Genomic DNA, 26,937 nt, shown 5'->3' on the forward strand with positions numbered 1-26,937 from the left:
TACATATAAGTTATTTAATACGCAGCATCTTGTATGTTAATTTATTAATAACATATATTGCCTCCGTTATATCACCACTCAAACGCTGCTATAACCGCTGGCCTTAGGCCATGCAAACCACCCTGCTTCCCGCTTCCTTTGCTTCCGCCCAACAGGCTGATAGGGTAACCTATTGGCTCAACCATCCACCGTTTTATTTGCTGGTTATGTTTCGAAGAGCTTTAACGGCCTCCTTCTGTCTTATCCTAGCTTGCCACGGCACCACTTGGGCCCAACCTACCACTGAGCTTCAGTTTCACACCGAACAGTCCGAAACACTAGGCTATTCCTTTCTTTACTCCTCTCCCGACGCGCTGTATCTGGAAACCATGCGCGACCGGTACGGGCTGGAAGCTGTGGTAGCCAAGGAAACTACCGATTTGGGCAAGGCCCGCGCCATGTCTTTATGGGTGCACAACCGATTAATGCACAACGGGCATGTAACCTCTACCAAGACCGATCCAATGGAAATCCTGGAAGATGCCATGCTGGGCCGCCAAGTGCAATGTGCTGAGTTTGGGCGGGTGCTGGCAGCAGCTCTTACGGCGGTAGGCTTGCCCGCCAGACCACTATTCCTGAAGGCGGCGGATGCCGCTACCCGCGGTTCGGCCGCCGGCCATGTGCTCACGGAAGTGTGGCTGCCCCAGCACCAGAAATGGGGAGTAGTAGACAGCCAGTGGGACGTACTCCCAACGCTGAATGGCGCGCCTATTAATGCAGTAGAACTACAACAAGCTATAGCTCGCCAAGATCCAGGCTTGCAGGGCGAGACATCCAGTGGAACCAAGATTAAGTTTTACTACAAGTGGCTGCAACGCTACCTCTACTATTTCGACACGCCGCTAGACAACCGCTTTGGCACCAAAACCATGCCGTCCAACCTCATGCTGCTGCCTGCGGGAGCCAAAAAGCTGACGGTATTTCAGCGCACCATTCGCTTGCACGCCATGCGCTACACCAGTTCCTTGGCCACTTTCTATCCCAACCCGCAGGAAATTACCCAGGCACAGGAAGCGCCGCAAGCAGCCGACTAAGCGTCGGCGCCTGCGGCGCTTTTTTGCTTTGCACAAAGGCGCTGAGCCTCAACGATTGAGTATTTGGTATACTACCCAGCTCTGCTAGGCATTGTTGGCTTGGGCCTGACCATTTTGCTCTACGGCGTCACCGGCTTTATCATCGGGCGATACTTGTGCCGGCTTGCCATTCACCATCAGCTGCACGTCGATGTTGCCGCGCGTGCCAATAGAATATGGGCAGATCCGGTGCGCTTCCTGCACCATGGCCTCCGCGTCGGACGCATCTTTCAGGTCTACATCCAGCTGCACGGCCAAGCCGTACGCTTCTCCCTCTTGCGTAAGCGACACGGCACACTTTACCGTTGATTCAGGGTCAAGGCGTACTTCGCGCTTCTGCGATACTACCAGCAACGCTTGCTGAAAGCACGAAGCATAACCGGCGGCAAACAGTTGTTCGGGGTTGGTAGCGCCTTTTTTGCCGCCCAAGCCTTCGGGTACCGACATTTCCATGTCGATAATGCCATCGGCGGAACGGATGTGGCCGCGGCGGCCACCGGTGGCCGTAGCTTCGGCCGTGTACAGGGTCTTCATCGGGGTTCTGGTGTTTGGTAATAAATGGATGTACAAGTAGAGATTAACTTCATCGAAAGGCTTTTGGTTACCTAAGCCTTCTATTGGTTAAGCTAATTGGCTGACGCAGGCCCGTTTGACGCGGCTGTCAATTCGGCTTTGTACCCATGTCAGCCCGCGTATTCCGTTTGCCTGCAGAATGTCTTACGCAGAAAGCCATGCCAGGCAATTTGCAGCGACGGTTTTTATCTCTACTTTTGCCCGCCACTACCGGTCGCGTAGTACAACGGATAGTATAGGAGTCTCCGAAGCTCTTGATCCAGGTTCGATTCCTGGCGCGACCACATAAAAGCCCCTCAGTGCATTACTGAGGGGCTTTTTCTTTTTTGGGTGGCAAATTAGGTGGCAGCTAACTAACCAATTGCTGATTCCTGCCGGATGTCGGCGCGCTCCTGGAGCTTGTCCTCCAGCACCGGAATCTGGTCGTCGCCCACCACGGCATGCAGGCGCGAAGGAATGTTGCGTACGGCAGCCGTTGTCTCCTGAATGGCGCTAACGATTTGCGGCCCGTAGTTCACCTCTGTCCCACTGCGAGCAGGCGTGGGCGTGGCACCGCCCATCAAGGTGCCGTCTTCATAAAACCCGCCGCGCCGGCGCTGCACTGGTGCCCCGCCCCGGTACAGGCTGGTATCAAGCAGCTCATCCACCAGTTCGCGGTTGTTGGCGTAAGTGGCCCGGCTCAGGATCATGATCGGCTCCCCTCCTTCCATCTCGCCCAGGTGCTGGCCGCTGGCCCCATCAAACAACTGAATCCCACCGTTGCCGTGGCGCGGCCCCTCGGGCACGCCGCCACCCGTAGCAATCCGCCCGCCGCTGGCGTAGCGGCGCGCACTACGCCACGCATCACCGGCCCTGCGAGCAACACCGCTCCAGGCCGAGCTGATGCGCCCCAGCACGCCGCCCTTTGCAAACTCCGGTACCGGGGTGGCAATGATCTTGGCCGTGGCCAGGGCCGCGGTTATTCCCGCCAGGATCTTCTCCGGGATGCTCTTGGCCTGCAGCACCGCCAACAGGCCGAGCATGATGCTCTGCGCGATGTTCCACTTCTTCTCCTCCTGCGCAGCTTTGCGCTTCAACGCCCGGCCCTTCTCGGAGTAGGTAGATTCGATGCTCTGCTTCTCGGCTTCGTACTTCTCTTTGCTAACCTTGCCGGTCTTGAACTCCTCGTCGAGCTTTTTTAGGCGGTCCTTCTTGTCCTTCTCCAACCGGGCCAGCTCCTTATCCGAAGCGATTTTGGAGAAATCCCCCAGGGCCTGAATGCCCCTCGACGTGGCCTGCAGCAGAAACTCGGCTCCGGCCTGGTTCCGCTCGCGGGCCTGGCCGGCAAATTCGTCCTCGATGTCGGACTTGTCCTGGTGGTACTGCCGGATCAGCGCCAGCTTTTCGTTGATGGTCAGCTTTTCACTGGCCAACTCGTCGTTCAACTGCTGCTCCAGCCGGGCCAGCAGCGCCTGCTTCTCAGCCTCGGCCGCGGCCACGGCGGCCGGCGACAGCGGGTCGGTGGCTTCGGCGACGCGCCGGCGCCTTTCGATTTTGCGCAGGGCCAGGTCCGCATCCAGCTGCTCCACGCGCCGGGCGGCTTCCGCCTCCTGGTCGGCGCGGGCCTTGGTCAGCGCCGCCAAGTCCTGGGTGAGCTTCGCAGCAATGAGCCGGCGTTTCTCGGCTGCATCCCGGTCGGTATCGAGGATCTTCGCCGCCTCGGCTTTGGCTGCCGTACGCAACTCCGCGGCCCGCCGCTCCCATTCGTCCATGATCAGCGCGTTGCGGCGCTTCTCGATGTCCAACGACGACTCCAGGTCACGCTGCTCCTGCTTGCGACGCTCCTCGGCAATGTCCTGATCGAGCTTCTGCTGAATCAGCTTGCGCTGCTCGGCCTTCTGCTCCTCGGTGCCCTTCACGGTGGCCTTCTCTTTCTCCGCCGCGGCCCGCAGCTGCGCAATGCGCTTCTCAGTCTCGTCCTGTTCCAGCGCGGCCCGCAACTGAGCCGTTTTTTCATCTACTTCCAGCTGCTCCTTTGCCTGCTTTTTGGCAAACTCCTGATTGAGCTTGTTCAGATCCACCTGGGCTTTGGACCGAATGACGGCCCGTTCACCGGCGGTTTTCTTCTCGTCCTGCAGCTCGATGTCGCGGGCTACAAGCACCAGCTGCTTTTTCAGCTCCAGTTCGCGCCGGCTGCCCTCCTCGGCCTGGGCCAGCTGCTGCTCCAAGCCAGCCTGCCGGATGCGCAGCCGCTCCAGTTCCGATTGCCGCTCGGCTTCTACCCGCTCCTTGGCCTTGGTTTCTTCTTGCTTCTTTTTCTGCTCCTGGTGCTCTTTTTCACGCTTATCCTGCTTGTCCTGCTCTTTGGCGGTCTGGTCCGCATAGCCTTTGTGGTAGGCTTCGGCCATCTGCGTACCTACGCCCTGCAGGGATGCCAGGCCTTTCGTGATGCGACCCTTATCCATGGTCACGATGCCCAGCAGCAGATCCGCCAACCCGCCTAAGCTGGCCAGCGCTACGTCTTTAATGTTGGTAAACACGCTGCGGAACACGGCGCTCAGCCCCGCTACCGTGGCCCGTACCCGCTCGCTTTTGTCGTAGAGGGTCACAAACCCGCCGATGAGCAGCGCGACGCCGGCCACCACGAGGCCGATGGGGTTGGCCGTCATGGCTGCATTCAGCAACCACTGTGCGGCGGCACTGGCGCGCGTGGCCACGGCCCGGCCTTTCTCGGTAGCCACCTGCAGCAGGGTGCTGGCCGTGGCGCGGATGTTGGCCGCGTTGAGCGTGGCCACCGCCACCACGAGGCCCAGCAGCAGCCCCCGGTTTTCACTGAGGAACTCCGGCGCGGCGCGCAGCGCTTCGATGAACAGGCCCAGCAGCTGCGTACCCCGGATATACACCGGCAGCAGCTGCTCCCCAAGCTCACGCCGGTATTGCGCGAATTTCTTCTCGGCCTTCTCCAGCTCTGCCGCGGCGTTGGTGTTCTTCTTGTTGAACTCCTCCGTTAAGCTGGTCCCCTTCTGCATCTCCACGGCTGCCAACTCCTGCTTCTGACGCACGAAGTCCGTCTGGGAGGCCAGCAGCGACATGACCTTGGTGGCCTCCTGCGACTTGATGCCCAGCTTGTCGAGGGTGCTGGTAATTTCGGTGTTGCTGGCGCCCTTGAAGGATTCTGCCAGGCGCAGGATGACCTCGTTCGGGTCGTTGTTGATCAGCTCCTCAAACTGCTGTTTGGTCAGGCCCAGCTGCTTGCCGAAACCCGCCGTATCCTTCGAGGCCGTCAGCAGCACGTTCGTGAGGCCACCCGATGAAATTTCTGCCGACAGGCCCAACTCCTGGAAAGCAGCCCCCAAGCCAAGGGTCTGCGAAATTTCCGGAGCCAGGTCGCCCAGCTGCCCGATGCGGCTGGTGAACTCGGCAATCACCGGCGACGTGGCGCTGCCATCGGCCCCCAACGCATTCAGCGCGGAGCCGATTTTGGTGATGGCCACATCGGGCTCCAGCTCCTTGGTTTCCTTAAACAGCTTCTGCAGCCCGCCGATGGATTTGGTCACGTCCTCCACACCGCCCGTAAACTCGTCGCCCAGCGCCACCACGGCCTGGTCCACGGCCTGCGTGAATTCGTCGGCCCGGTCGGCAGCGACGCCCAGCTGGCCGGCCGCAATGGCGATGCCTTCCAGGTTTTCCTGGCTGGTGCGCGTGTCGATGCCTTCTAACTGAGTGCGCAGAGCCCTGGCCTCCTCGGTGGTCAGGTTCAGCGACTTCTCCATGTCGGCAATGGAATCGCTGCCCTTGGCCGCAGCCTCAATGGATTCGCGACCCAACTCGCGGATACTGTCCACGGCGGCCTCTACCCCGATTTGCACCCCCGCGAACGTGGCCGATTTTTTCACGAAGTCCAGGAAGCCGTTGCCGGACTTGTCCAGGGCCTCCCCTACGCGCTTCGCTTCCTCGGTTACTTCCTCCAGCCGGTTTTCGGCCTGGGCCAACTCCTTCGATTTGTTAACGAAGGCTTCAGTGCCGGGCGTCAGGTCACCCAGCTCCTCGCGCAGCTGGCTGGTGAGGCCCTTAAGCTGGGTAATGGTCAGGCCCACGAGGCCCAGCTTGTCGCGGGTTTTCACAAAGTCATCGAACTCCTCGGTGCTCTGGCCCATCTCGGCCCCGATTTCCTTGATTTCGTCGCGCACCTTGTCCAGCTGAGCCGTCACCTCGCCCAGCTGCTTGGACTTCTGGATGAAGGTTTCGGTGCCGGGCGTCAGGTCGCGCAATTCGCGGTTGAGCTGGCGCGAGAGCGTGCTGAGCTGGTTGTAGCTCATGGCCGACAGCCCCAACTCCGTGCGCAGCTCCTCGATGCGGCCGTTGACTTCCGACAGCTGCTTGTTGGCGTCGATGTACTCCTGGCTGCTTTTCTTGAGGCCCTTCATGTCCTCCTTGAGCAGCTGGGCTTTGCGGGTCAGGTTGTCGAGTTCGGTTTTCGACTGCGAGCCGTCGATGTCGAGCTTGATCTGGACGTTGTCCGTCCGAACGGTTGCCATAACTTAGATCTGAATGGACGCGGCCACCTGCACCCCGGCCTGGTCGGCGTAGCGCGTGGTTACCGCGTCGATGAAGCGGTTGAGGGAGCGGTAGAAGGTTTTGGCGTACCAGCCCTTGGGCTTGTGCTTGCCGGCGTCGCGTTTCTTGGCCCGCGACAGGCCCCACGCAATGCGGTTCACGGCCTGGTCCTGGGTGAGCGGAAACTGCCCGCGCTTGTAGCCCGGCACGTAGTCGAACTTGCCCACGCCGACCTTGCGCACGAACTTTTCCATCTCCTCCACCGGCGCGCCCTTGGTGTAATTCAGGCGCTTCATTTCCTTCATGCGGCCGTACTGCTCGAAGCCCACGCGCATTTCGGCAATGTGCCGCTCGCTGGCCGCCGTGGTTTCGGCGGCCAGCGAGTTGAGCAGGTCTTGACTGAGCACGAGTTTCTTGGCCTGCAGCTGCGCCGAGAGCATCTCCAGCACCAGGCGGGAGTAGTTGCCTAGCTCCTCGTTGATTATCTGCTGAAACGAAGCATCGAACTCACTCACGGCCGCGTGATGTGGTCGTAGCGGCGGGCGCGGCGGACCAGGTACCACACGCCCACCAGGATGGCCGACACCGCGCCGGCGATGTAGCCCGCCACAAACCAGAACCAAATGGGCAGGCCCTCATCGGGCCTGACGACGGCAGCCGTGCTGCCGGCACCGGTGGCCGCGGCGCCGCCTTTCTGCCCGGCCTTGGTGTTGTCGACGGCGGTACTGGAGTCGCCCACCGCGACCGGGCCGCGGGCCTTGGTGTTGTCGGCCTGCGTGTTATTGTTGCCCACGACGACCTGGCTGCCGCCCTTCACCTGGGCGGGGGCGTTGTAGACGTTGATGGTGGTGCGGCTCTTGTCTTTGACTTTGCGGCTGCCGGCAGCCCTGGGGGCACCGAAGCCCAGCTTTTGCAGCAGCGTGGGCCGGATGGCATCAGCCTCAACCTGCTTGAGGGAGTCTGCAATGCTGGCCGTGAGCGAATCACGCCGGGCCGCGGTGGAATCTGCCACCGGCTCGGGCCGGGGTGCGCGGGTTTGGGAGTGGTAGGCCGTGGTGCAACTGGCACCCAACAGGGCTATTGCCAGAACTGGGACTAAATATCTCATGGGGTTGAGGATTGAAGTGAATCACTCCAATCAGCAGCCCATGGGCACCGGCGCGTAGGACGAGAAACTAGTACCTAACGGCCTCTTGGTATTCGCGGCTAATACGCCACTGGTCTAGCCGAACGTTTACTTGCTCAATGCTCAATATACCTTCCACAAACAGGTTGAGCAAAGTCAATTCATAAGCACAGGGTTCAATAGCAGTGCCCCTGGCAAACGCTATGGCAAAGAATGCAAAGCGCGAACGAGAGGTATGCTCGGCTGAGCCAGGAGGAAAAGGAACTTGCTTTGCGGTAATCATTACAATTTGGTCTAACACAAATTACCAACAAGTTACGGCAAGCGCGTCCATATGTAAGATGACGAAGATCACTTTACTAGCTAATCTTCCTTCTCTTCGCGCCGACGCTTGGCCTGCTTGGCCAGGTTGAAGTAAATGGTGTGCACGCCGGTGTAAGCGGTGGCCTCGTAGGTACCATAGGTGCCCTCCTGCGCCAGCGTGTGGATCAGCTGCAGCACTTCCGTTCCATCGGATGCCGGCGGCGCGCCCCGGCGCTGCGGACCCTGGTTGCGGTACAGCTCGTGGTAATTGCGGTGAATGAAGCGTTGGGCGCTCAGGAACTGCTGCAGCACCACGATTTTGATTTCCACCGGCAGATCGGCCAGCTCCTTGGCCCGGGCCTCGGCCAGCTTGGCGTTGAACCGTTCGCGGCGCTGCCCGTCCCAATGCGGGTCGGTTTCGTCCAGATCGGCCCGCTCCGGCCGGCAGAGCGTGGCCACCAGCTCATCGAGCTTGTGCGGCTTGGGCTGCTTGGGATGGGCGAAGGCTTGGAAATGCACCGATGCCATGGCGTACTCCAGCGCGACAGCATCTTCCAGCATGGGGGCTGGCAGCAGGTACGTACGGCCGCGGTGCTGGAACGAGGTGACGGCCGTGGTGGTGGGCTCCTCGGTCCACACCCAGAGCACCAGCTGGCACAGGTCGCGCAGCTGCTCGGGCGTGAGCTGGCGCAACCGCCGCGGCGGCACCGTGCACAACTTCTGCAGCACGGCCAGCCGGGTCGCGGCCTTGTTGGGATCGGCGTACAGGTAGGGCACCACGGCCAGCACCTGCGCGGCCGTCAGCTCGGCCCACGTGGTGGGCAGCTGGTAGGGCTTGTCGTTAAGCCGGAACTGCTTCATGCGCGGCTTCGGTTTCGGCCGGTACCGGCTCCTGCACCACAGGAGCCGGGTCGGCGGTTTCTTGTTTGGCTTCTTCGCGGTCGGCCCGCTGGCCGATGCGCATCTGCAGCAGCGTGGCCACGTCGCTGTCGACCAGACCCAGCTTGCCGAGGCTGATGATGAGGCGGCGCAGGTGAAACACCACGAACGGCGCCAGGGCCAGCTGCGCCAGCCACACCAGCCCCACTTCGTGCTTGGCAAAGCCGTGGGCAAACGCCAGGATCAGCGTGTAGGCCAGCAGCTGCAGCACCAGGCGCACCGGGCGAAAGCGCCTGCGCTCCAGGTGGGCCAGCACGAAGCTCTCCACCGATACCAGCAGCATGAGCAGGTAGTAGGTGTAAGCGGGCGACCAGATGTGCGCCTCCACAAATTGGGTGGCATAAGCGCACCCGGCCGCGAGCAAGGCGCTGCCAATTTCCAGTCCAGATACGCGGGTTTTCATCGGATGCGGAAGGACTTCTTGCCCTCGTTACTGTGCTGGGCCACGGCCCACGGTTCTACATTGGGACGGCCGGCGTCCACGTGGCGCTTCAGCCGTTCCAGGTACTGGGTGGCCACGCCGTCGGCTTTGTTAGCCAGGATGGCCACCACGTCCGGCTTGGCGGCGAGGCGCTGCCGGATGCCGTCGTTTTCGCTCAGCAGGCGGATGCCCCGGGCCGTCACGCTCACGGCCAGCTGCGGCAAGGCCTCGGCGTACGCCCGGTAGGCCAGCGCGGGCCGGATCAGCCCCAGCAAAGTGCGTTCCTCCTCCGTCAGCGCCCGGCGCTCGGCCAAGGCGGTTTTGAGGGCGTCGGTGGCTTCGTCACCGAGCAGCGGGCGGATTTCCAGATCTTCCACTTGGCGCAACGCCGGCAGCATGGCGCAGAACGTGCGGCGGCTTTCCTGAATGCCCACGTGCTTGCTCAGCTCGTGCGCGTTCTGGATCAGTAGCTCGCGGCTGGTCCGAGCCAGGTCCGAATCGCGCCACGTCGGGAAGTCATCAGCCTTGAACTCCAACCACACCAGGGCGGCATCCAGCAGCCTATCGCCGTTGTCGGCCGCGGCATCCACGAAGTTGTGGTACACCCACTGCCGGGTCGGAGCCGCGTTGTCGGTGCGCTGCTCCATCATGCCCAGCTCGCCGGCGCTGATGGCCAGAAACGGCGCCGCATCGAGCACGGCGTAGTAGGCCAGCGGGTCGCGCAGCCGCTTGCGCAAGGCCTGCTGCGCCGGGCTCAGGTCGACCTGGGCCAACTCTTCGAGCAATTCCAGGCCCACGAACGGGGCCAGGTGCGTGGCTTCGGCCTGCTCGACGTGCGAGAGGATGGTTTCGAAGTTCAGGTTCTGGTGCAGGGTGCTAAAGTGCTGCTTTAGCTCGTCGGTGCTTGTAAACAGCATAGCTACTGCGGATTGGTTTTTTCTTTCTGCCCCTTCGGTGTTTCCGCCAGGGTGGTGATGTCCATGTCTTCGAAGCCGAACACCCGGTTCGGGTTCAGGCCCTGGATCTTCTTGGCCACGTTCAGCTGCTCGAGCAGAATCTTGCGCTTGTTGGGCGTGCGTTGGGCGATGTGCAGCTGGTAGCTGATGCGCTTCTCTGAGCCCGAGCCGCCGAACTTGGCCCCGGTGTCGATGCCGGCCAGCGAGGGGTCGATGCCGTGCGCACTGACGTGGGCAATGTTGGCTTGCTGGTTCACCGACTCGTAGGCCTGGTTGTTCATCTTCGAGTCAATCGGCTCGATGATCCACCCGCCCATCGGCTTGCCATCCCCGCCCTTGTCGTACTTGCTCACGAAGGCCTTGCCGGCGTTTTCCGCCCCGGCCAGGTAGCTGTCCATCTCCTCCAGCAAGTCGTCCTCCGCCTGCTGCTGCGCCTTAGCGTCGCCGAACTGCAGGAAATAGTCCTTCGGAATCTTGATGTGCCAGCGCACGCCGTACTCGTTCTCAAGGCCGCTGATGTGAAACTTCGGCACCTTGTTGCTGACCTCGGTCCATGCTTTGCCGCCCCAGTGCGCCGGGTAGTCGTAGTACTTCTGGCCGGGCGTCCAGTCGCGGCCGTGATACAAAAACTGCCCGAAGCGCCCAGGATCGGCTTTGTCGTAAGCCGGCAGGATTTTCACCTCCGCCGCTTTGAAATTGGCCCAGTTCGGGTGCAGGGCGTACTTCTCGGGGTAGCGCTTTTGCGTCACGCAGGCTCGCACGTCGGTGCAATCGAAGGAATCGACGCTGGCCAGGTTGGTTTTGTTCTCCAGTTCGAACACCGTGAAGTAGTTTCCGCTGAATTCGAGGTTGAAGGCGGTCGAGCGCATGAGCATGTCGCCGTCGATGAAGTCGTAAAACGCCTCCATTTCGGGGTCAAGGACCGGCTCCAGCACCCGCTTACCGCCGACAATCTTGGGCTCAAACACGCCCACGCGGGCCCCGAGCAGGAAATCCCGCGCCGTGATCAGGAGCTGCGGCTTGAGGTGGTTGCCGTAGTACAGCTTAAGCATTTCCTGCGGCAGCAGGTTGTTTTTGCCCCAAGGCGCAATCACAATGCCGCCCGATTTGAGTTCCTCGGCGCCGTTGTTGACGTCTTGGCCCTTGCCGCCCGTAAATTCCACGACTGCCTTCGCACCGCGCAGCACGTACACGCCCTCGGCCAGGTGACGAATGTTGTCTTTCATCTTAGCTGTGCTCGATTGGGATACCGTTGTAGTGGGTCAGCAGCGCGATTTTCACGCCGAAGGGTTGCCCGGTCGCGTCGTCGATGAGTTGCAGCACGCCGGTGTGCTGCACGTGGTAGCGGAACTTGCCGGAATTCTTCACCTCGCCTAGGTGGGCGTACTTGCCGCCCTTGCGGCAGCGGGCTTTGCTGCCGCGCGTGCCGTTGGTTTTCCAGTAGCTGAGGGAAAACACGTGCGGCACGCCGGCGTGCTGACGCAGGTCGATATCGTCGAGCACTTTCTTCCAGTGGATCATTGCGCGGAGGGGTTGTTTTGCCTCCAAATTGCCGCGCTGGTCTCCCGCCCGGTAGGACGGAAAAGCACCGCGCCCCGATTATTGCGTGTTTTCGACCGACGCCAAACGAAATCAAGCAGTTAGCCAAAAATTGCCACCGATTTTTATGGCCCAACGCGCAGTCGAGAGTGCGCCCTTTAGCGTTTGGCAATTGCCAAGGCGGCAATTGCTGGGTTATATGAACGGGGGTCTGGACAACAAAAAACCCTGTTCCCAACGTGGAAACAGGGTTTTCGCGTGGCAATTGCCGACCGCTGCCTAGCCGCGCCCCAAGAAGCGCACCTGGTACGCTACTACTTGCGCCCCGTAGAGGTGCGCGTACTTACGGTACACGATGTTGTCAAAGCAGTCCGAGAAGTGGGTAGCCAGGCGCTGGTCCACCAGGTTGGCCTCGCTGCGTTTGTTCTTCTTGAAGTCCGGGTCCATGGGCGACTGGCTGATGGAGATGATGAGGTACTTGCAGGCCTCCCTATCCATCCGCACCTTGGGCATGCGCGCATCGCGCTCGGAGAGCATGGCGTTAATCATCATGTGCTTGAGGCGGTGGTCGGGGTCCAGGCCGTCCGTCATCAGGATAGCCGCCCAGCCGCGCTTCTGCAGCTCCTGGATGATCTGCTCGTAGAACGTGAGGTTGCTGTTGGTCTGCTTGTTGTTGCCGTTCCGGTCGCCGTAGATGTAGAGCAGCTTGTTCTCGTGCTTCTCGTACGCGTCGCAGAACTTCTTCACCAGCGCATCGAGCACGTTGGTTTCGGCCTCGGAGGGCGTGACCGACAGCGCATCAATGCAGCGGAATTCGTCGTTGTGCTCCTGGCACACGATCATCGACGTGAACTTGGCGTTGAAGTCAAAGCTGGCCTCCAGCGGCTTCTTGCCGATGCGGAACTGTTTGGTAGGGAGGGTGAGCCCGGTCACGTCGTCGTACTCGTAGGAGTACAAATCCCAGCAGCTGTGCTTCTCGGCGTTGAAGTCGGGGTAGAAGGTATTGGGCACCTTGGCCAGGCGCACATTCATCACCTCCACGTCCCACTCCAGCTTGGTCATGCCCTCCCGCAGGTTGGTCAGGTACTTCTGCCCCAGCACGTCCACGTTGTCGTAAGCGGTGGATTCCAGGTAGAAGTACTCCTCGGAATTCTCCTTGGCCTTCTCCTCGGTTTTGAACACCCACTGGCCTGAGGGCAACCACGGCACCGAGGTGTAGTCGCTCAGGCCGTGGTGCAGGTAGTGGGTATAGCGCAGCCGGTTGGCCCGGATCATGGGCATCAGGATGCGCGTCACGTGCTCCTCCTTGAGCAGGGCCGATTCGTCCATGTGCCCGCCGTCGTAGCTGCCGCCCCGGGCCGCGTCGGGCCGGTCCATGCTCAGCAGCTGTAGGGTGTAGCCGTTGAGGAAGGTAACGGCATTCTCGTAGTTGCGCGGGGCAATGTGCGGCTTGTACCAGTGCGCGGGCGGCGTTTTGCCGATGACGTAATGCCCGAACTTGGTTTTGGGATTGTACTCGCGCAGGCCGTGGTTCTGCCAGGCCAGTTCCATCGCCGGCAGCGTGTTCGTCAGCAGCTGGTTGTAGGTGAGGCCCGCCAGGAAGAATTTGGCCCTGGGCAGGTAGTTCATCTCCAGCCGGGTCTGGTGGCCGGCCACGGTGGTTTTACCCGAGCCGCGCCCGCCCACGAAGGTGCGGCGCGGCGCCCGGGTGCTCAGGAACTGCCGCTGCTTCTCGTTCACGTAGATGCGCCGCTGCTCCTCGACGTAATTACTCCGCCTCTTCATAGTCGGCATCCTCCGTTTCGTCGTTTTGCTCTTGGATGCGCAGCTGCGCGGGGTCGGTGGTGAACATCATCGACACCGGCACCAGGAAGGCTTTCGGATCAAGCCCGCCCTGCTCGGCCTCGAACAGGCCCTGCAGCTTGTCGGCCAGCTCCTGCGCCCGAATGGCAGCCTTGAAGTCACCGGCCTTGCGGGCCAGGTTGGCCAGCAGCTTGTAGTTTTCGATGGCAATGACCCGCTCCCCCTTGCGGTCCACCTCCTCGATGCTGCCGTACAGCCCCACGCTGTCGCGGATGACGGCGTAGAGGTGCGAGGTGCTCAACTCGTCGAATTCTTTCTCCAGCGCGGCCAGTACCTGGTTCTTGGAGTAGCCGATGCACAGCAGGCTGTGAGCTTTGCGGTACTTGGCCAGCATCTGTATCTCGTCCTCCTTCAGTTCGGCCCCGATCAGCAGGTGGTCGCGGTACTTGTCTAGCTTATCGCCCCGTTTGAGTTTTCTGGTCATAAAAACAATGGCTGAGCCGACAAACTCGGCTCAGCCACGGGGCAGTAATAGGACGCTAGTGCTAAACCGGCGCTCCCAACGGTTGGATATTGATCATGCCCCCTTGGAGCTTCAGTCTCTGACGCCAGCGCTTGTCTGCAGTATTTTTCCCGAACGGGTTGTTTTCGAGGGGCGTGAGCGTGTCGAGCCGACGCCGCTCGGAGCGCCACTGCAGCGGCGCTAGGGTTTGCTTTTCCATGTGCGGCGGTAATGAGGCAAGGGTTGGGGGGACACCCGGCCGCGGCGGGCCCGCTGAGCGCGCTGCCGGTGTTCAATTCGTTCCTGGCGCAGGGTGTGGGGTAGCGCGGCCGAGGTGCAGCCGGCCGCCAGGACCAACACCACCACGGCCGCTAATACTCCCACCAGAGCGAGCAACACGCCGGTTACCCGCCCACGCTGGTGCAGCACGTGGCTCACGCGCTCAGCTGCTTTAGCTTGAGTTCCAGCTGGTCTTTTTCAATTTCCAGCTTGGCTACCTTCTGCTCCTGCTCGATGTCGTCGGGCTTGCTCGCCAGCTTCCGTTTGGCCTTGCTAAGCCGGGAGCGTAGGTTGCGCAGCTCGTCACCCAGGGCCAGCACTTCGGCGGAGACTACGGCGGGCGCGGTATCCGGCTGAGCGGATACGCTGTCCGGTGCACCGGTGGCCTCGCCGGTCGCCAGCTGCTTGCGGCGCACGGCCATGGCGCTGTATTGCTGCTGCAGCTTCAGGATTTCGGGCACCAGCACGGCGCCTTGCTCGTCGGCGGCCGTGGCCAGCTGGTTGGACAAGCCGCAGCGGTCGGCCCACACTTTGGTCATCAGCCGCGTGATGTCCTCCACCTTGGCACGCACCTCATCAGGCAGCTGCTCCAACGGCAACTCCTCTTCCGGCTCCGGCTTAGTGGCCTGCGGCTGCGGCTGGGGCTGCGGCACGGCTGCCTGCACGGCCGCGGCGTTTTCAGCATGGGTAGCCGCCAGCAGGTTCGTGGCTTCTACCACAGCCTGAATGTCGCCGCCTACGCCCAGCTTGATCAGCTCGTAGGTCAGCTTTTCGCGGTTGTTGGCGGATTCCTTCTTGGCCAGGTGGCCCACCAGGATGCGGTTCTTGGAGTGCCGGCGCAGCAGCTGCACTCCAGTGTCATAATCGGCGGAGGCGCCTGCCTCCAACCACTGAACGATGTCCTCCATACGGGCGGCGTTATCGGTGCTTCAAGTGAATAAGGACTCGAAGCTACCGGGGGCCGGCAGGCGGAAATAGGACGGAACTAGGCCCGGCGCAGGTAGTCCAGAAACGCCACCAGCACCTCGTGCCGGTCGCTCTCCTGGAGCCAATCGTAAGGGGCGGTGTGCGGGTCCTGCTCGTGCAGCACCTCGTGGCTTAAGTCCACGTGCTCGTCGATGGCTTTCACCAGCGCCTTCAGCTTAATGCCGTGGCGGGCCAAGGTATCGGCGATGGAAGGCAGGGAGGTTTCCGGCATACGCAGCGCCCGGCGACAAGCCGGGGAAATCGCTGCGAACACCTCTGGCCCGAAAGACCTAAGTATACGGGTCATGCCCCCGCTCTACTCCCCGGCCGTTTCCAGATGGCACGGCCGAGAGCTTTCGGGTAAGTAAAACCAGAGTGTGTTCGCGTGGCGAAGGTAGCAACAAAAAGCCCCCCTCCTCAAACGAGGAGGGGGGCTTTTATTCCAAGCAGGGCGGCTTACTTACCGCGCTTGGTGGTAGCCGGGGCGGCTTCGCCGTCGGCTACCGGGGTGGCCTCTGCCGCCACGTCGGCCACCTTTTCCAGGATATGCGTCTTGCCGTACAGCTTGGCCGCAATTGTGTCGTCGATCTGGTCGAGCGGGTAGTCGGTGCCGTCGTAGTTCACCGAACCGATGCCGTCCGTGTTTACCAGCCTAAAGTTCTGAAGCATGATCGGGAATCGTTAAAACAAAGAGAGAGGGAAATGGCTGAGAAACCGGGCAGAAGCGAACTATAAGGTGCGTTACGGCTACGCCGCGCCGCCTTCGTTGAGCATCGGGATGGCCGCCTCGTAGTAGTAGGGCACGTGGCCGAAACCCTCGCCGGTCAGCTTGAAGTCCGAACCGTTCTTGTCGGTGCCTTTCTTGCCCGACTTGTAGTCGTAATCGAACTTGATGCCGCGGTACTTGTTGCCGAGCACGCGCAGCTGGCCCAGCGAATCACGCGAAATAAACACGTAGTCACCGTTCAAGGCGCCGTTAATCACCTTGTCGATGGCCGGGTTGCCGCGGGGAATGTACACGTTCTGCTCGACCGATATCGACTGGTTGCCGATGTCGCCAGCCGATTTGTGGTTTACGTCGCCGGTATCGGCTGCGTGGTCCCAGCGCACAAAGCCCTTGCCGGCTTTGGGTACGATGGGCGTGGTAATCACCACGTTGCCTTCTGCCGGTTCGGGGAAGGTCTGGATGTCGCGCCGGCGAATGGCGAACAACTCCGTGGTGCCGCCCGGGTTCGAGCCGCAATCTTCGGCTACGATGCTGGCCAGCGGCAAGCAGACGCCGGCCGTCAGCATGCCCGAGGCGTGGGCAAACAGGGCCGTGTGCGCAGCCAGGCCGAAGGGCACGGCCTGAAACGCGTGAAGGGTTTCGGCGGGGGCCACCGTGTGGGCCGCCAGCAGCACCAGCATGAGCATGCCGGTCAGCTGCAATGCGCGAAGCATAAAGGATTTCATTGGATTGAGAAAGTGAAGACGCAGGTGGAAGAATTTCCCGGTGGCCGCGGGGCCACCGGGAATGTTCAGTCAGTTCAGGGAAGACTACTCGGCAGCGGCGGCAGCGCGCAGGGCCGCGCCCTTGGTCAGGGCCAGGTCGTTGGTCCAGATTTGCTCGCCAATGGCGAAGTCCGGCGCGGCTTGGAAGTCCATCATGATGCTGATGGTGCGCTTCGATTTCTCCACGATGAACGAGTCCGAGTTATTCAGCTCGCCGGTCAGCCAGGTGATGTTCTCGCGGGGCGTCATGATAACGGCGTTGGTCTGGGCCAGGCCCGGCTCAGCTACCAGCGTCACGTTCGTGCCGTCGAGCATCGTGTGCTTGAACTCGTTGTTGTAGTTCAGGCCGCCGTAGGTGGCGCGGTAGTCGCGGTTGTAGAACTTCATCACCTCGGGCTCCACCAGGGCCACGATGTCCCACTGCAGCATGTGCGAGGGCACCTTGTCCACCAGGCCTTCGAGCTGGTCGATGGCGTTGGTCTGCGTGATGGGCGCACCGGTGTAGATGTTGCCAGCCGGGATGGCACCGGCCACGGCCATCAGCGGCAGGATGCCGTCGAACACGCGGTCGGCGCGGGTCGAGTCTTCGTTGTGCACGCCCTTGAAGAAGGCATCCAGGTGCAGTTCCTGCTTGCCCTTCTTGGCCAGCGTCTCCATGATGAAGCCCCAGAACGGCACGTCGTACACGTCGCCGCGGGCCGCTGCCTTCTTGATGCGGCCCATGAAGGACTTCCACATCGAGTTGATTTGCTTCGGGGTCAGCGTGAAGTCGATTTTGCAGTCCCGCACCTTGCCGGTGCGCTTCTTGAACTTGAAGGTGCCCTTCGGGTCGAAGGTATCCTTGCCACCGGGCTGCAGCACCGAGTCGATGTACATCTGCATCAGATCAATCTCGTCGGTGACGTCCGGAATCAAGTTCACGTACTCCAGAAACGAGTGCCCGTCGATGAGCACCTCGGTCAGAATGTTCTCTGACTCGCGGACCGTGTGGTCCTTTAAACGGCTCGGCAGTGCCGAGAAATCCATACCTGCCATGGTAGTTATCCTGGAAAGGTTGTGTGGGAAAAAGTTGACTTACTGAGGGCAGGTATGGCTACTTGCCTTTGTTCTTGTTGACCTTGGCCTTCACGCGGTTCACGGCCTGCTGCGTAGCCAATTCGAAGCCGGCCAGTGGCTGCTTGTCCTCGTCGTCGAGGTCGTTGCTGGCGTCCTCTGCGCGGCCGTCGGTAGCTTTCTGCTCCTTCTTCCACTGCTCCAGCGTGGCCACCTTATCGGTAGCCTTCTTCAGATCAGCGTTAGCCGTGGTGAGGTCAGCCTTGACGGTCTTCAACTCGTCGGTGGCTTTTTTGAGGTCCGCTTCGGCCGTCTGGGCGCGCTGCTCCGCGCCGGTTTTGTCGCGCTCCAGTGCCTCGATGGTGTCGTTGGCCTGTTTCAGGTTGGCCTCAGTGATGGTAGCGTCTGCCGATTTGAGGCCGAGGGCAGCGGCTAGGCTTTTCAGTTCGAATGCCATGCGTTGGAAAATGATGAAGTGAGGGTTGTAGCTGAGTTGCCGCCCCCGATGCCGGAGCGGGCGAGTGAGGCGGCTTTGTTCACCGCATCCTGCAGGGAGCCGATGGCATCGACGAGGCCGTGCTTTTTGGCCTCCGCGCCCGGGTACACCTTGCCGGTGAACACGTCTTCTTTGGCCGAGAGCTTGCCGGCGCGGCCGCGCTCTACGGTGCTGATGAAGGTGGCCGCAATGGCATCGAGTTCGGCCGTGATCTGCGCTTCCAGCTCGGGCGTGAGCGCCTCTACCGAATTCAACCGTGCCTTGTCCGTAGCCCGGCTGGAGCGCAGAATCTTGACCTTCTGGCCCTGCTTTTCGAGGAACCCGGTTTGGTCCACGTGCACGCAGAGCACGCCGAGGCTGCCGGCAAAGCCGGTCGTCTCGGAATTGATGTAGATGTAGGAGGCCTGCGAAGCCACCCAGTAGGCGGCGGATGCGCCGAGGCCGTCGATGTAGGCCACCACCGGTTTGCCGGAGGTGCGCACGGCGTTGGCGAATTCCTCGGTGCCGTCGACCTGGCCCCCGGGCGAGTCGATATCGAGCACGATGGCCGAGATTTCCGGGTCGCGGTTGGCCTGGGCCAGCGACTGCAGCAAGTCCTTGGTACCGAGTGAGCACATGCCGCCGCGCTTCTGGATCGAGCCCTGCACCGGAATGACGGCTACTTTCGAGCCGCTGGTGTTGGCTTCGCGGCTGCGGCCGGAGCCGGCCAGCAGCTGGCTCATGGCCGTGGCCATGTTCAGGCCGTGGCCCTGGGGCTTCACGTCGAGGCCGGCCAGTTCCCCGGCCTGCGTGACCCACATGGCGGGGAAGCCGTTGGCATCCACGTGCGGGTAGCGGCGGGGTACGACTTCGGCTTGCGAGAGAGCCGGCAGGCCTTTGCCTAAGCGCGTCAGAATGCGCTCTTTGGCCAGGTTGTAGTAGCGGGTTTCAAGGGCCCACGCAGAGCCGCTAATCAGGTCGAGCATTGTGTACCGGGCTTAATCGGTACACAATGCTAGCCTGATGCCTCGCTGGCCAGTAGGACGGAACCGCTTACCGTCGGCGGGCTTTGAGGACCCGATAAAGCAGCAGGCCGACTACGGCCAGCATGCCGACCACTACCAAACCGATGAGGTAGCGGCCGTCTAATGAGGTCAGGATCATGGCAGGCGCACGAACTTGCCCATCTTTTGGGCCTGATCGATGTGGTAGCGAAGGATATCCCCGATGTTGACGCGCTGGGTTTCGCGCAGCCAGTCCATGTAGTCGCCCTGCCACTTGGCATCCTGCCCTTCGGCCACGTAGTGCGCTTCGGCTACTTGGGTGGCGCGGGCGGTCCATTCGGCCAGCGGTTCCGGTTCGCCGTTGCGCACCTGCCGGATGGCCAGGATGTTCCCATCCGGGAAGCTCACCAGCGTGTCGTTATCGGCCACCAGCTTCAGCCGGTAAGGCTCCAGGCCCGGAATGCGGGCCCCCGGTTCGCCGTCGACGATGAAGTGGTAATGCACCTTCACGTCGATGTGGGTGAAGGTGGTGCCCCCGCCTTCGGGCTTGTGGGCAAAGCCGTCCCACTCGGCCACCTGGGCAATGACGGTGTCCCCGAAGCGGATGTCATTCACGCGTTGGGCAATGGGCGGAAAGTTGTGTCGGATGATGGGCATCAGAATTGGTTATTCGTCCATCTGCACGCCGGGCGTGCCGTGGACCGTGATGACGTAAGCACCGAGCGTGTCGGTGATGGTGGAAGTGCCGGGCGTGCCGGTCAGGGTCCGGAAGTCGAAGCGGGCCAGCTGGTCGTTGGGCAGCACGTTGTTGGCGTCGGCCCGCTCGTCGGCCGTGAAGGCGCGGCCGTAAAGGCGCAGGTCGGCCACGTCGATGTTGGTGGCCCAGCCGGAATCCGAGCTGTGGCGGGCAAACAGGCTGGTCAGGCTCAGGCTGGGCGTGGTCTCGATCAGCACCTTGCGAAAGGCGCCTGCAAACACGTCGCTGACGGCCGATGTATTCAGGCCGTTGCTGTGCACCAGGCCCAGGTACGGCGGCTCGCCCGGGATGAAGTAGCCGTTGGCTTGCGGGCGCAAATCGTACACGTACTCCCCGCCCGAGGGCAGGGCCCGGCGCACGTAGAAGGCAATCGATTTGACCGAAGCGGGTAGCGCCGGCAGCTCCAGACGGGCCTGCGCGAAGCGGGCAAAATGGCCGTAGCCCTGCGGTACGCCACCGGGCGCGGTAATCGGAAAGGCTCGGCTGTGGCCTTCGAAGTACTTGCTCATCTAAGAAACGTTGGTTAAAAACTGGGCTTCGCGAGTGCTGTCGAGCGGCACGGTTTCGTAGCGCAGCTGCACTCCCTTGGCCCATGCCGCGGCGGGCACGGCTACTAAATCGGCGTTGGCCTCGGCTTCCGTCGTGCGCACCAGGCCGTACTGCCAGGCGTTGGCGTCGTCCCGGTAGCTCACCTGGTACTTGACGCTGGCCACGTTGTCGATCAGCGTGGTGTTGATCTGGGTGCGCGGGGTCAGGTACACATCCGGCCCGGTGCGGCGGTTGCCGCTGGTGGTGGTGTGAATGTCCGGATCGTCCGGGCCACCGCCACCGCTGGCCTGGGCACGCTCGTCGACAATCTCAATGCTGGGGTCTATTGCAAGCTCCGGCGCGATCAAGGTGCTGCCGCGCAAAATCAACTTTGGGCGGGCAACGAACGCATCATCCGCCCGCTGAAACAGCATTCGCGTGCCGATAAAGCTGTAATACTCGGCGCGAACATCGTTCAGGATAAGGCTGCTCCGGATTTTGACGGCCTGAATCTGGCTTAGGTTCTGCCCGTTGAACAGGCCGTTGGTAACCGTCAGCGGCACGCCGTACAAGTCGAAGCCGCCCTCACAGTAGAGCGAGCCTGTTTTGTACTCGGCGCTCAAATACACCGTCTGCCCCGCCACGCCCTTCCAAAACTGGAAGTTGTTGTCGGCGTACGGCACCTGGCCAGGGGTGTAGATATACACGTCCTCGGCATAGATTTCCAGCAGGCCACCGCCGTAAGTGGCCTGTTCGCCCTGCACGGCCTGAATCATGTCCTCGTAGCCCTGCGCCCGCACGTCGGCAAAGGCGTTGCGGCCCACCACGGCCCCGTTGTTGACCGATTCGAGCACGGCGGTGCGGGCTGCTAGCGCTTGATCCTGTTGATCGACGTAGGACTTGCTGACTAAATTCGCCAGCTGCGCGGAGGTCAGCTGGGCAAAGTCGTGCAGCAATTTCCAGTTGGCGCCGGCCACAGGTGCGGCGCTGGCCGTGAAGTCGCGCCGGGCCTGCCAGATCTGCGTGCCAAACAGCCAGAAGTCATCGGTGCGCACGGCGGTGCTCACGCCGGCCGTCAGCGCCCCTTTCAGGCCGCGCCCCAGCGAGAACAGCACCGCCGCCACGGCCTGCGCATCGGAGTAGCCAGGAGCCGGCGCCCCGCCCCCGCCGCTCAACTCGTCGTCCTTGCGGTTGTACTGGTTGTTGATCAGCGCCAGCACCACTTGGCGCATCATCGCCGGCGTGATGGCCCCTACTTCGTTGTCGGGCAAATTGGTCCGGCTCAGGTCGGTGAGCTGTGCCCGCCCCAGGGCCGTCGGTACTATTTCTACTTGTTCCATTAATAGAAGCCGAAGGAGAAACCGGCCGAGAATGCGCGGCGGTTGGCTGCGGGCACGGTTTCGATGGTGAGGTAAAAGGGCGCGGGCGTGGGCGTGCGGGCGCTGAAGGTGAGCACCCGCTCGTTGCGCTCAGTGGGTTTCTCGCCGGTGCTCAGCCCGGCCGCGAAGCGCAACGGCGCGGCCAGGGTGCCCACCAGCTTCGTGTAGCCGTTGGCGTCCTGGTACGCGGCAATGAAGCGCCCACCCGACAACCGGGAAATTGCCTCCTGCACGTCGGGCGCGTCGCCGGCAACGGCCAGCTGCAGCTTGGGTTTGTAGAAGAAGCCTTGGTCGTCTTCTTCCTCGGCCTCCTCGAAGCTGGCGCTGCCCGGGGTGAAGTACAGGTCGGCGTAGTTGTCCGGGTCGTACACCTGGATGGGCTGCTCCAGCACGCTGGCTACCGGCTCGGGAATCACACGCACGTTGCTGGCCGGCCACACGCGGACGGCCCCCAACAGGCCGCCCGCGTTGGGCCCGCACAACGGCGGAATGGATTGCAGCGGCAGCACTAGCGTACCGTTATCCAGATTTGCTGCCCGGCTTCCTCCGCGGCCAGCAGGCGCCGGGTCAGGTCGGCCTCGGCCGATTCCCAGATCCGCGTCATGCCGTCCGACTTGTAGGCTACCAGCGGGCAGCCGAGCGTATCCTTTTCGGTGTTGCCGCCGTGGAGGCGCACGCCCTCGAAACCGGGCACGCTCAGCAGCAGCGGCATGAGGCGCTTGAAGCGCGCACTGGTGTTTACCACGACGCGGTAGCGACCCGCTGGGATGGCCGTCTCGCCAAACACCTTCACGCCGGCCGCACGCACCACGTCCTCCAGCGTGTGGCAGAAATACTTGCCGTCGAGGTAAAGCTTGCCGAAGGTGCGCTTCTCTTTCGATTTCTCCCGCGCCAGCAGTAGCTCCAGGGTTTTCGGGGCGGGCGTCGGGGAGGTGCCGACCACCACGACTTGCTTGGGGGCAGGGGCGGCTGGCTTTGCCGCAACCTGTGTCTTGATGTTGCTCATGCGGCCAAGAAGGCGCCGCGGGCCGCCCCTGCGTAGGCCGCAGCCCGCGCCCCATGGTCGCCCCTACCCCGGCGCCGGCACTGGCAATTGCCACCCCTGGCCGGAAGCCAGCGGCCGGTTGCCGGAGGACCCGATTTGGGCTCCGGCAACCGGCCTGGGGAAGAACTGGCAAAAGCTGGGGAAGAACTGGCAAATATATTTTTTTGCTAATCCTCTCTTTTATTGGAATAGTTACACCCGCACCAATTCCACCGGCACGCGCTTTTTCAGCGGCACGGTGGGCGTGAGTTTGCGCACCAGGTACTCGATGCCGGCGATGCGCACCTTGCGGGCCGGGTCGTGCTGGCTCAGCTGCTCAGTGGTCAGGTCCAGCGAGTCCTTCACCACCACCGGGGCCAGCTTCACGCGCAGCCACGACTTCAGCCACCGCTCGTACGTGCCGTCCTGGCCGTCCAGCTTCAAGGAGCAATTGCCGATGCGCTGCCCTTGGGCGTTGCGGTTGTAGGGCGTTACCAGCGGGTACTGCTGCCCGGGCGTCGCGCCCGGCTGCAGGCCGCGCCAGAACCAGAGCCGCAGGGCGCTGCTGCGCTTCACCTCCTCGCTGCCGGCGCGGAAGGCCGCCTGCCGCATCGTGGGAAACAACCCGGTAAACGCCACGCCCTGGTGGGTGCAGGTGCCGGGTCGCATGAGCGTGACGGCGGTGCCTTGCTCCACCGGTTCGCCGCCGCCGTTGACCGGCAGCGGCCGGTAGTTGGCAGCAAACTCGGCCCAGGTGATGACGGCCGACGGGTCGCCCGGCGTGTAAGCCACCGTGGACTTGTACCAGGCATCGAGCGCCACCACCAGGCGCACCTCTACTTCGGGCACGGTGTAGCCCACGCCCGGCACCAGCTCCACCAGGGCGCTGGCCGGCAGCTGCGCCAGCGTCGCGGCCGGAGGCCCGGTGCGCAGCCCGCTGAAGTTCTTCACCAAGTCTTTGGTCAGCACGTCGTCGCTGTCAACCGAATAGGTCAGCGTAAGCCCGGCCGGGTCGGCCCGCTCCACCGTGGCCTCGGCCGAAGCCAGGTGCGTCAGGTCGAGGGAATCGGTGCTGTCGACCACCTCGCTCAGGTACGCCGAGCGCACCACCCGCTCGTTGGATACCAGGAACACCACCCCGAAATCCTTGCGCAGCGCGTTGAGCAGGTCCACCACCGTCAGGTCGGGCAGCACGTCGGCGAGGCGAAAGCGGTGCACCGGCGCCGGCAGCACGGCCGTGGAGCCGATCAGCAGCTGGCCCAGCTCGCCGGGCAGAAACCGGGCGGCGTCGACCTGCAGGCCGAGTTCGGCAAAGATGCTGGCCAGCACGTAGCGCAGCCACGGAAACGGGCACAGCGGCGGCTGCTCGGCCAGCACGCCGGGCTCGTGCACGAAGGAGCCCCCCGCGGCCCGCCACGTCCACGGATTCACGAACAAATTCGGGTCGGGCTGCTCCGGATCCAGCAGGCCGTCGTTGCTAACCGGGGCAAACACGTAGGGGTAGCGGTAGGGATGGGCCACCGTCGCGTTGGCGTGCACGATGATGCCGGGCAGTTCCACGCCGCCTACCGTCACCTGCTGCGCCACGCGCCGCTCCCCGCCGTAGGCAAACGAGGCGAGCTTGCGCCCGCTCATGGCCGCGGCCAACTCGCTCGCGCCGCCCACCAGGTTGATGGAGTACTGCCGGGCGTTGGCCGAGCGCACGCGCTGCAGGCCGGTGAGCAGGCGCAGCCCGTCGTCGGCCAGTTCGCCGGGAATGCCGGCCGTGGGCACCGAGTCGCTTTCCGGCAGTTCCGGAAAGCCGTACACCTCGCCGTTGGGTTCGGCCGGTACCGCGAAGGAAAACGAGTACGAGCCCCGAATTACTTCGTCGTCGAACAGCGGCGAGTTCATTTCCAGCTGCACGGTGGTGGCCGGGGCCAGCGCCACCGGCCGGCCGTCTGAGGTCAGTTCTAGCATACTTAGGTCAGCGTGGCGTAAGCCACCGGCTCAAAAGCGTAATCGTACTCGAAGGTGTAGCCGCTCAGCACCCGGTCGTCCTTGGTGTCCTGCACCGCGCCCTTGGCCAGCAGCAGCGGCAGGTAGCGCCCCAGCCGGAACTCCCACCGCTCCTTGGCCAGCACAAACTCCTGCATCCAGCGCCACTGGGCCTCGCTGAGCCAGCCGGTGTTCACGCGCATGCGCCGCTGGGTGTCGCTGCTCACCACGTAAGCCTGGCCCGCCAGCGCCAGCGTGTTGGGCTGCAGCAGCCGCGTGCCTTGCTCCTCCTTGGTTTCCAGGGTGCCTTCGAAGCGGCCGGTGGTGCGCAGCGTGTCCACGCCGCCGAGCGAATTGGTGAACAGGTAGTAGCGGGCGCGGGGCTCGGCCGTCACGATGGCGAACGTGAGCGTCTCGCTGATCTGCTCGCCGAATTCGTCTTCCAGCCACAGCTGCTGCTCGGTGGCGCCCTCGTCGTTGGGGCGCACCGGCACGGCCAGCAGCCGGTAATCGACGCTTTCGCCGGGCGGGCCGATTTCCACCGGCTCGCGCTCCTGCACCGGCGCGGCCACGCCGGGAAACCGGAACTGGCGGCACACGCTGATGTCCTTGGTGGTGCCGGGCGGCACCAGCCACAGCCACCACTCGGGCTGGTCGATGGTGATGGTTTTGGTGCGCGGCTGCCAGCTCAGGAAGGGCACCCGGCCCATGCTGTTGCGGTTCTGCAGGTAGGGAATATGGCGCACCTCGTGGGGCAGACCGCCGCGCAGCACCGTGCGCAGGCCGCGGTTGGTAAACGGGCCGGGCTGGCCCGAAGTGGGCTCGATCAGCGCCGTGCGCACGAAGTAGTTACGGATGTTGCCGCGGCTGAGCACCGTGCCCATACCGGTGGTCGGCGCGAAGGCCGTCAGCTGGCGGTGCAGGATGCGGTCGAGGCGGAACGCGGCGAAGCCCCCGGCGCCGGCGCGCTGGCGCAGCTGCACCACGCGGCGGAACGTGCCGGCGTAGTGCTGGGCTTCCAGGTAGAGTTCCAGCACCACCTCGCGGCCGGCCGCGGCGGCGACGTTCTGCCAGATCGGGTGCAGGGAAAAGTCGATGGCCGTAACGCTACCGGCCGGGGGCGCGACCGGGCCGGGCTGCTGGGCCTCCTCGATGGTGAACTCCCACTCGGCCCGGCAGCTCAGGCCAATGCCGGCGTCGATGGCCGTCATGGTGTAAGGGCCGGGCTCCAGGGCGGCAAACACCGGATCGGTCTGCGTGGTCACGCCGCCGTCGAGGCTGTAGCGCACCAGGCCGTACGCGCCGGTGGCCACGCCGGTCGCGGTGAAGCCGCTGACCGAGCCGGTTAGCTCCAGGTCGCATTCCTGACCGACCCAACCGCAATCCACCGACTCCTCGTCATCGACCGGGGCAGCCAGCCCGCCGTCGCCGTCGTGGATGTAGGTGCGCTTGGTGGTCGTATCCTCCAGGCATTCGCTCCAGATTTCAACGACGCTGAAATCCTGCGGACCGTCCGGATCAGCCGAGCCCTGGCCGCGGTACCAGTCGTAAAACCCGCCGTCTGGGTACGGGGTGTACTCCACCAGCTTGGTGAGCGTGTTGAAGTGCCAGGCCTCGGCGTGGAACAGGTCACCGAATACCTGCGGGGTGTTGGGGTCCTGGTAGCTCTCGGTGAACTGCCAGACCTGCTTGATGAGGATCTTCGCCATTACGCCTCACCCCCTTCCTGCCACCGGGTGGCGTCGTAGCACAGCTCCACGGTCTTGCCCAATTCGAACTCGAAGCGGTAGCCGATTTCGTTATCCACGGTCAGCGTGTTGATGGGCTCCAGCTCGCCGTTGAGGCTAAAGCCGAACAGCCGGTTTTTTCGGTCGTGACGCATGCGGCTGAGCACATCGAGGGCGATGCGCTCGGCTTCTTCCCACAGCAGGTCCTGTTCGTCGTAGCTGCCCTTCTTCTGCAGCAGCACCACGAAGGCGCAGCGCCGCTGCCCATCGGGCGCGGTACCGTCTTTTTCCTGCAGCACTAGGGACGGCGTTTCCAGCCACAGGCACGGGTAGGTGACGCCTGAGCGGGTGCTTTCGATAATGCGGGCCGTGGGGCCGTGCACGAAGCTGCGGAGCGCCACGTGCTCGGTGGCCAAGCGGCGGAAATAAGCAATAAAAAAGCCGAGGGTGTTCCTTTCCATGCCGGC

The 26,937-nt window shown here is 62.9% G+C and carries 29 protein-coding genes and 1 tRNA gene; 2 read left to right on the plus strand and 28 right to left on the minus strand.

The window, feature by feature from the left end; genetic code table 11:
- The first annotated feature begins 206 nt into the window (after positions 1 to 206).
- Positions 207 to 1,073, plus strand: coding sequence for a transglutaminase-like domain-containing protein (locus tag AC5FXY_RS18140; RefSeq protein WP_493558126.1), 867 nt, complete (start codon positions 207 to 209; stop codon positions 1,071 to 1,073).
- 84 nt (positions 1,074 to 1,157) lie between these two features.
- Here AC5FXY_RS18140 and AC5FXY_RS18145 read toward each other — a convergent pair whose 3' ends face one another.
- A complete protein-coding gene (locus tag AC5FXY_RS18145) occupies positions 1,158 to 1,646 on the minus strand; it encodes an organic hydroperoxide resistance protein (protein ID WP_493558127.1) in 489 nt (162 codons plus the stop codon).
- Between the two features lie 251 nt (positions 1,647 to 1,897).
- Between AC5FXY_RS18145 and AC5FXY_RS18150 the strand changes: the two genes are divergently transcribed.
- A tRNA-Arg gene (locus AC5FXY_RS18150) sits at positions 1,898 to 1,969 on the plus strand.
- Positions 1,970 to 2,038: 69 nt separating this feature from the next.
- Here AC5FXY_RS18150 and AC5FXY_RS18155 read toward each other — a convergent pair.
- The 27 genes from AC5FXY_RS18155 to AC5FXY_RS18285 form a co-directional block, all read right to left on the minus strand.
- A complete protein-coding gene (locus tag AC5FXY_RS18155) occupies positions 2,039 to 6,202 on the minus strand; it encodes a phage tail tape measure protein (RefSeq protein WP_493558128.1) in 4,164 nt (1,387 codons plus the stop codon).
- A 3-nt stretch (positions 6,203 to 6,205) separates the two neighbouring features.
- The gene (locus AC5FXY_RS18160; protein WP_493558129.1) at positions 6,206 to 6,736 is read right to left on the minus strand and encodes a hypothetical protein; all 531 of its coding nucleotides are present in this window, start codon (positions 6,734 to 6,736) and stop codon (positions 6,206 to 6,208) included.
- The gene (locus AC5FXY_RS18165) at positions 6,733 to 7,329 is read right to left on the minus strand and encodes a hypothetical protein (RefSeq protein ID WP_493558130.1); all 597 of its coding nucleotides are present in this window, start codon (positions 7,327 to 7,329) and stop codon (positions 6,733 to 6,735) included. Before AC5FXY_RS18165 ends, AC5FXY_RS18160 begins: the two co-directional genes overlap by 4 nt.
- 381 nt (positions 7,330 to 7,710) lie before the next feature.
- Complete coding sequence (locus AC5FXY_RS18170) at positions 7,711 to 8,511, minus strand: hypothetical protein (RefSeq protein ID WP_493558131.1); 801 nt, start codon at positions 8,509 to 8,511, stop codon at positions 7,711 to 7,713.
- Complete coding sequence (locus tag AC5FXY_RS18175; RefSeq protein WP_493558132.1) at positions 8,492 to 8,992, minus strand: hypothetical protein; 501 nt, start codon at positions 8,990 to 8,992, stop codon at positions 8,492 to 8,494. The genes AC5FXY_RS18170 and AC5FXY_RS18175 overlap by 20 nt, the downstream gene beginning before the upstream one ends.
- Complete coding sequence (locus AC5FXY_RS18180; protein WP_493558133.1) at positions 8,989 to 9,927, minus strand: DUF6712 family protein; 939 nt, start codon at positions 9,925 to 9,927, stop codon at positions 8,989 to 8,991. The genes AC5FXY_RS18175 and AC5FXY_RS18180 overlap by 4 nt, the downstream gene beginning before the upstream one ends.
- A gap of 2 nt (positions 9,928 to 9,929) precedes the next feature.
- A complete protein-coding gene (locus tag AC5FXY_RS18185) occupies positions 9,930 to 11,192 on the minus strand; it encodes a hypothetical protein (protein WP_493558134.1) in 1,263 nt (420 codons plus the stop codon).
- Position 11,193: 1 nt separating this feature from the next.
- Complete coding sequence (locus tag AC5FXY_RS18190; protein ID WP_493558135.1) at positions 11,194 to 11,487, minus strand: hypothetical protein; 294 nt, start codon at positions 11,485 to 11,487, stop codon at positions 11,194 to 11,196.
- A gap of 297 nt (positions 11,488 to 11,784) precedes the next feature.
- Positions 11,785 to 13,290 carry a terminase large subunit domain-containing protein gene (locus tag AC5FXY_RS18195; RefSeq protein ID WP_493558136.1) on the minus strand — a complete coding sequence of 502 codons (1,506 nt, stop codon included), beginning with the start codon at positions 13,288 to 13,290 and terminating at the stop codon, positions 11,785 to 11,787.
- Positions 13,274 to 13,792 carry a hypothetical protein gene (locus AC5FXY_RS18200; RefSeq protein ID WP_493558137.1) on the minus strand — a complete coding sequence of 173 codons (519 nt, stop codon included), beginning with the start codon at positions 13,790 to 13,792 and terminating at the stop codon, positions 13,274 to 13,276. Before AC5FXY_RS18200 ends, AC5FXY_RS18195 begins: the two co-directional genes overlap by 17 nt.
- A 61-nt stretch (positions 13,793 to 13,853) precedes the next feature.
- On the minus strand, positions 13,854 to 14,030 hold the full coding sequence (locus tag AC5FXY_RS18205; RefSeq protein WP_493558138.1) for a hypothetical protein: 177 nt from the start codon (positions 14,028 to 14,030) through the stop codon (positions 13,854 to 13,856).
- Positions 14,012 to 14,248: a hypothetical protein gene (locus AC5FXY_RS18210; protein ID WP_493558139.1), complete on the minus strand. Its 237-nt coding sequence runs from the start codon at positions 14,246 to 14,248 to the stop codon at positions 14,012 to 14,014. The genes AC5FXY_RS18205 and AC5FXY_RS18210 overlap by 19 nt, the downstream gene beginning before the upstream one ends.
- Positions 14,245 to 14,997 (minus strand): hypothetical protein, encoded by a 753-nt coding sequence (locus tag AC5FXY_RS18215; RefSeq protein WP_493558140.1) that lies wholly within the window; start codon positions 14,995 to 14,997, stop codon positions 14,245 to 14,247. The genes AC5FXY_RS18210 and AC5FXY_RS18215 overlap by 4 nt, the downstream gene beginning before the upstream one ends.
- 77 nt (positions 14,998 to 15,074) lie before the next feature.
- A complete protein-coding gene (locus AC5FXY_RS18220) occupies positions 15,075 to 15,287 on the minus strand; it encodes a hypothetical protein (RefSeq protein ID WP_493558141.1) in 213 nt (70 codons plus the stop codon).
- Between the two features lie 224 nt (positions 15,288 to 15,511).
- On the minus strand, positions 15,512 to 15,724 hold the full coding sequence (locus AC5FXY_RS18225; RefSeq protein WP_493558142.1) for a hypothetical protein: 213 nt from the start codon (positions 15,722 to 15,724) through the stop codon (positions 15,512 to 15,514).
- A 78-nt stretch (positions 15,725 to 15,802) separates the two neighbouring features.
- Entirely contained in the window at positions 15,803 to 16,507 is a 705-nt protein-coding gene (locus tag AC5FXY_RS18230; RefSeq protein ID WP_493558143.1) for a hypothetical protein, read from the minus strand.
- A gap of 84 nt (positions 16,508 to 16,591) precedes the next feature.
- On the minus strand, positions 16,592 to 17,581 hold the full coding sequence (locus AC5FXY_RS18235; RefSeq protein ID WP_493558144.1) for a hypothetical protein: 990 nt from the start codon (positions 17,579 to 17,581) through the stop codon (positions 16,592 to 16,594).
- 58 nt (positions 17,582 to 17,639) lie between these two features.
- The gene (locus tag AC5FXY_RS18240; protein ID WP_493558145.1) at positions 17,640 to 18,056 is read right to left on the minus strand and encodes a hypothetical protein; all 417 of its coding nucleotides are present in this window, start codon (positions 18,054 to 18,056) and stop codon (positions 17,640 to 17,642) included.
- Positions 18,041 to 19,060 carry a S49 family peptidase gene (locus AC5FXY_RS18245; protein ID WP_493558146.1) on the minus strand — a complete coding sequence of 340 codons (1,020 nt, stop codon included), beginning with the start codon at positions 19,058 to 19,060 and terminating at the stop codon, positions 18,041 to 18,043. Before AC5FXY_RS18245 ends, AC5FXY_RS18240 begins: the two co-directional genes overlap by 16 nt.
- Before the next feature lie 174 nt (positions 19,061 to 19,234).
- Entirely contained in the window at positions 19,235 to 19,735 is a 501-nt protein-coding gene (locus AC5FXY_RS18250; RefSeq protein WP_493558147.1) for a hypothetical protein, read from the minus strand.
- A 9-nt stretch (positions 19,736 to 19,744) separates the two neighbouring features.
- Positions 19,745 to 20,344 (minus strand): hypothetical protein, encoded by a 600-nt coding sequence (locus AC5FXY_RS18255; RefSeq protein ID WP_493558148.1) that lies wholly within the window; start codon positions 20,342 to 20,344, stop codon positions 19,745 to 19,747.
- Positions 20,345 to 21,703, minus strand: coding sequence for a hypothetical protein (locus AC5FXY_RS18260; RefSeq protein WP_493558149.1), 1,359 nt, complete (start codon positions 21,701 to 21,703; stop codon positions 20,345 to 20,347).
- Positions 21,703 to 22,251: a hypothetical protein gene (locus AC5FXY_RS18265; RefSeq protein WP_493558150.1), complete on the minus strand. Its 549-nt coding sequence runs from the start codon at positions 22,249 to 22,251 to the stop codon at positions 21,703 to 21,705. The genes AC5FXY_RS18260 and AC5FXY_RS18265 overlap by 1 nt, the downstream gene beginning before the upstream one ends.
- Entirely contained in the window at positions 22,251 to 22,748 is a 498-nt protein-coding gene (locus tag AC5FXY_RS18270; protein ID WP_493558151.1) for a DUF5675 family protein, read from the minus strand. The genes AC5FXY_RS18265 and AC5FXY_RS18270 overlap by 1 nt, the downstream gene beginning before the upstream one ends.
- A gap of 231 nt (positions 22,749 to 22,979) precedes the next feature.
- Positions 22,980 to 24,725 (minus strand): hypothetical protein, encoded by a 1,746-nt coding sequence (locus tag AC5FXY_RS18275; protein WP_493558152.1) that lies wholly within the window; start codon positions 24,723 to 24,725, stop codon positions 22,980 to 22,982.
- Between the two features lie 2 nt (positions 24,726 to 24,727).
- Positions 24,728 to 26,452: a hypothetical protein gene (locus AC5FXY_RS18280; RefSeq protein ID WP_493558153.1), complete on the minus strand. Its 1,725-nt coding sequence runs from the start codon at positions 26,450 to 26,452 to the stop codon at positions 24,728 to 24,730.
- Positions 26,452 to 26,931 (minus strand): hypothetical protein, encoded by a 480-nt coding sequence (locus AC5FXY_RS18285; RefSeq protein ID WP_493558154.1) that lies wholly within the window; start codon positions 26,929 to 26,931, stop codon positions 26,452 to 26,454. Before AC5FXY_RS18285 ends, AC5FXY_RS18280 begins: the two co-directional genes overlap by 1 nt.
- Positions 26,932 to 26,937 lie beyond the last annotated feature (6 nt).

This window comes from Hymenobacter sp. FMD4 (assembly GCF_058932745.1).

Coding starts and splice junctions, on each gene's coding strand:
- AC5FXY_RS18140 (WP_493558126.1), top strand. CDS start 207: ATGTTTCGAAGAGCTTTAACGGCCTCCTTCTGTCTTATCCTAGCTTGC.
- AC5FXY_RS18145 (WP_493558127.1), bottom strand. CDS start 1,646: ATGAAGACCCTGTACACGGCCGAAGCTACGGCCACCGGTGGCCGCCGC.
- AC5FXY_RS18155 (WP_493558128.1), bottom strand. CDS start 6,202: ATGGCAACCGTTCGGACGGACAACGTCCAGATCAAGCTCGACATCGAC.
- AC5FXY_RS18165 (WP_493558130.1), bottom strand. CDS start 7,329: ATGAGATATTTAGTCCCAGTTCTGGCAATAGCCCTGTTGGGTGCCAGT.
- AC5FXY_RS18170 (WP_493558131.1), bottom strand. CDS start 8,511: ATGAAGCAGTTCCGGCTTAACGACAAGCCCTACCAGCTGCCCACCACG.
- AC5FXY_RS18175 (WP_493558132.1), bottom strand. CDS start 8,992: ATGAAAACCCGCGTATCTGGACTGGAAATTGGCAGCGCCTTGCTCGCG.
- AC5FXY_RS18180 (WP_493558133.1), bottom strand. CDS start 9,927: ATGCTGTTTACAAGCACCGACGAGCTAAAGCAGCACTTTAGCACCCTG.
- AC5FXY_RS18185 (WP_493558134.1), bottom strand. CDS start 11,192: ATGAAAGACAACATTCGTCACCTGGCCGAGGGCGTGTACGTGCTGCGC.
- AC5FXY_RS18190 (WP_493558135.1), bottom strand. CDS start 11,487: ATGATCCACTGGAAGAAAGTGCTCGACGATATCGACCTGCGTCAGCAC.
- AC5FXY_RS18195 (WP_493558136.1), bottom strand. CDS start 13,290: ATGAAGAGGCGGAGTAATTACGTCGAGGAGCAGCGGCGCATCTACGTG.
- AC5FXY_RS18200 (WP_493558137.1), bottom strand. CDS start 13,792: ATGACCAGAAAACTCAAACGGGGCGATAAGCTAGACAAGTACCGCGAC.
- AC5FXY_RS18205 (WP_493558138.1), bottom strand. CDS start 14,030: ATGGAAAAGCAAACCCTAGCGCCGCTGCAGTGGCGCTCCGAGCGGCGT.
- AC5FXY_RS18215 (WP_493558140.1), bottom strand. CDS start 14,997: ATGGAGGACATCGTTCAGTGGTTGGAGGCAGGCGCCTCCGCCGATTAT.
- AC5FXY_RS18220 (WP_493558141.1), bottom strand. CDS start 15,287: ATGCCGGAAACCTCCCTGCCTTCCATCGCCGATACCTTGGCCCGCCAC.
- AC5FXY_RS18225 (WP_493558142.1), bottom strand. CDS start 15,724: ATGCTTCAGAACTTTAGGCTGGTAAACACGGACGGCATCGGTTCGGTG.
- AC5FXY_RS18230 (WP_493558143.1), bottom strand. CDS start 16,507: ATGAAATCCTTTATGCTTCGCGCATTGCAGCTGACCGGCATGCTCATG.
- AC5FXY_RS18235 (WP_493558144.1), bottom strand. CDS start 17,581: ATGGCAGGTATGGATTTCTCGGCACTGCCGAGCCGTTTAAAGGACCAC.
- AC5FXY_RS18240 (WP_493558145.1), bottom strand. CDS start 18,056: ATGGCATTCGAACTGAAAAGCCTAGCCGCTGCCCTCGGCCTCAAATCG.
- AC5FXY_RS18245 (WP_493558146.1), bottom strand. CDS start 19,060: ATGCTCGACCTGATTAGCGGCTCTGCGTGGGCCCTTGAAACCCGCTAC.
- AC5FXY_RS18250 (WP_493558147.1), bottom strand. CDS start 19,735: ATGCCCATCATCCGACACAACTTTCCGCCCATTGCCCAACGCGTGAAT.
- AC5FXY_RS18255 (WP_493558148.1), bottom strand. CDS start 20,344: ATGAGCAAGTACTTCGAAGGCCACAGCCGAGCCTTTCCGATTACCGCG.
- AC5FXY_RS18260 (WP_493558149.1), bottom strand. CDS start 21,703: ATGGAACAAGTAGAAATAGTACCGACGGCCCTGGGGCGGGCACAGCTC.
- AC5FXY_RS18270 (WP_493558151.1), bottom strand. CDS start 22,748: ATGAGCAACATCAAGACACAGGTTGCGGCAAAGCCAGCCGCCCCTGCC.
- AC5FXY_RS18275 (WP_493558152.1), bottom strand. CDS start 24,725: ATGCTAGAACTGACCTCAGACGGCCGGCCGGTGGCGCTGGCCCCGGCC.
- AC5FXY_RS18280 (WP_493558153.1), bottom strand. CDS start 26,452: ATGGCGAAGATCCTCATCAAGCAGGTCTGGCAGTTCACCGAGAGCTAC.
- AC5FXY_RS18285 (WP_493558154.1), bottom strand. CDS start 26,931: ATGGAAAGGAACACCCTCGGCTTTTTTATTGCTTATTTCCGCCGCTTG.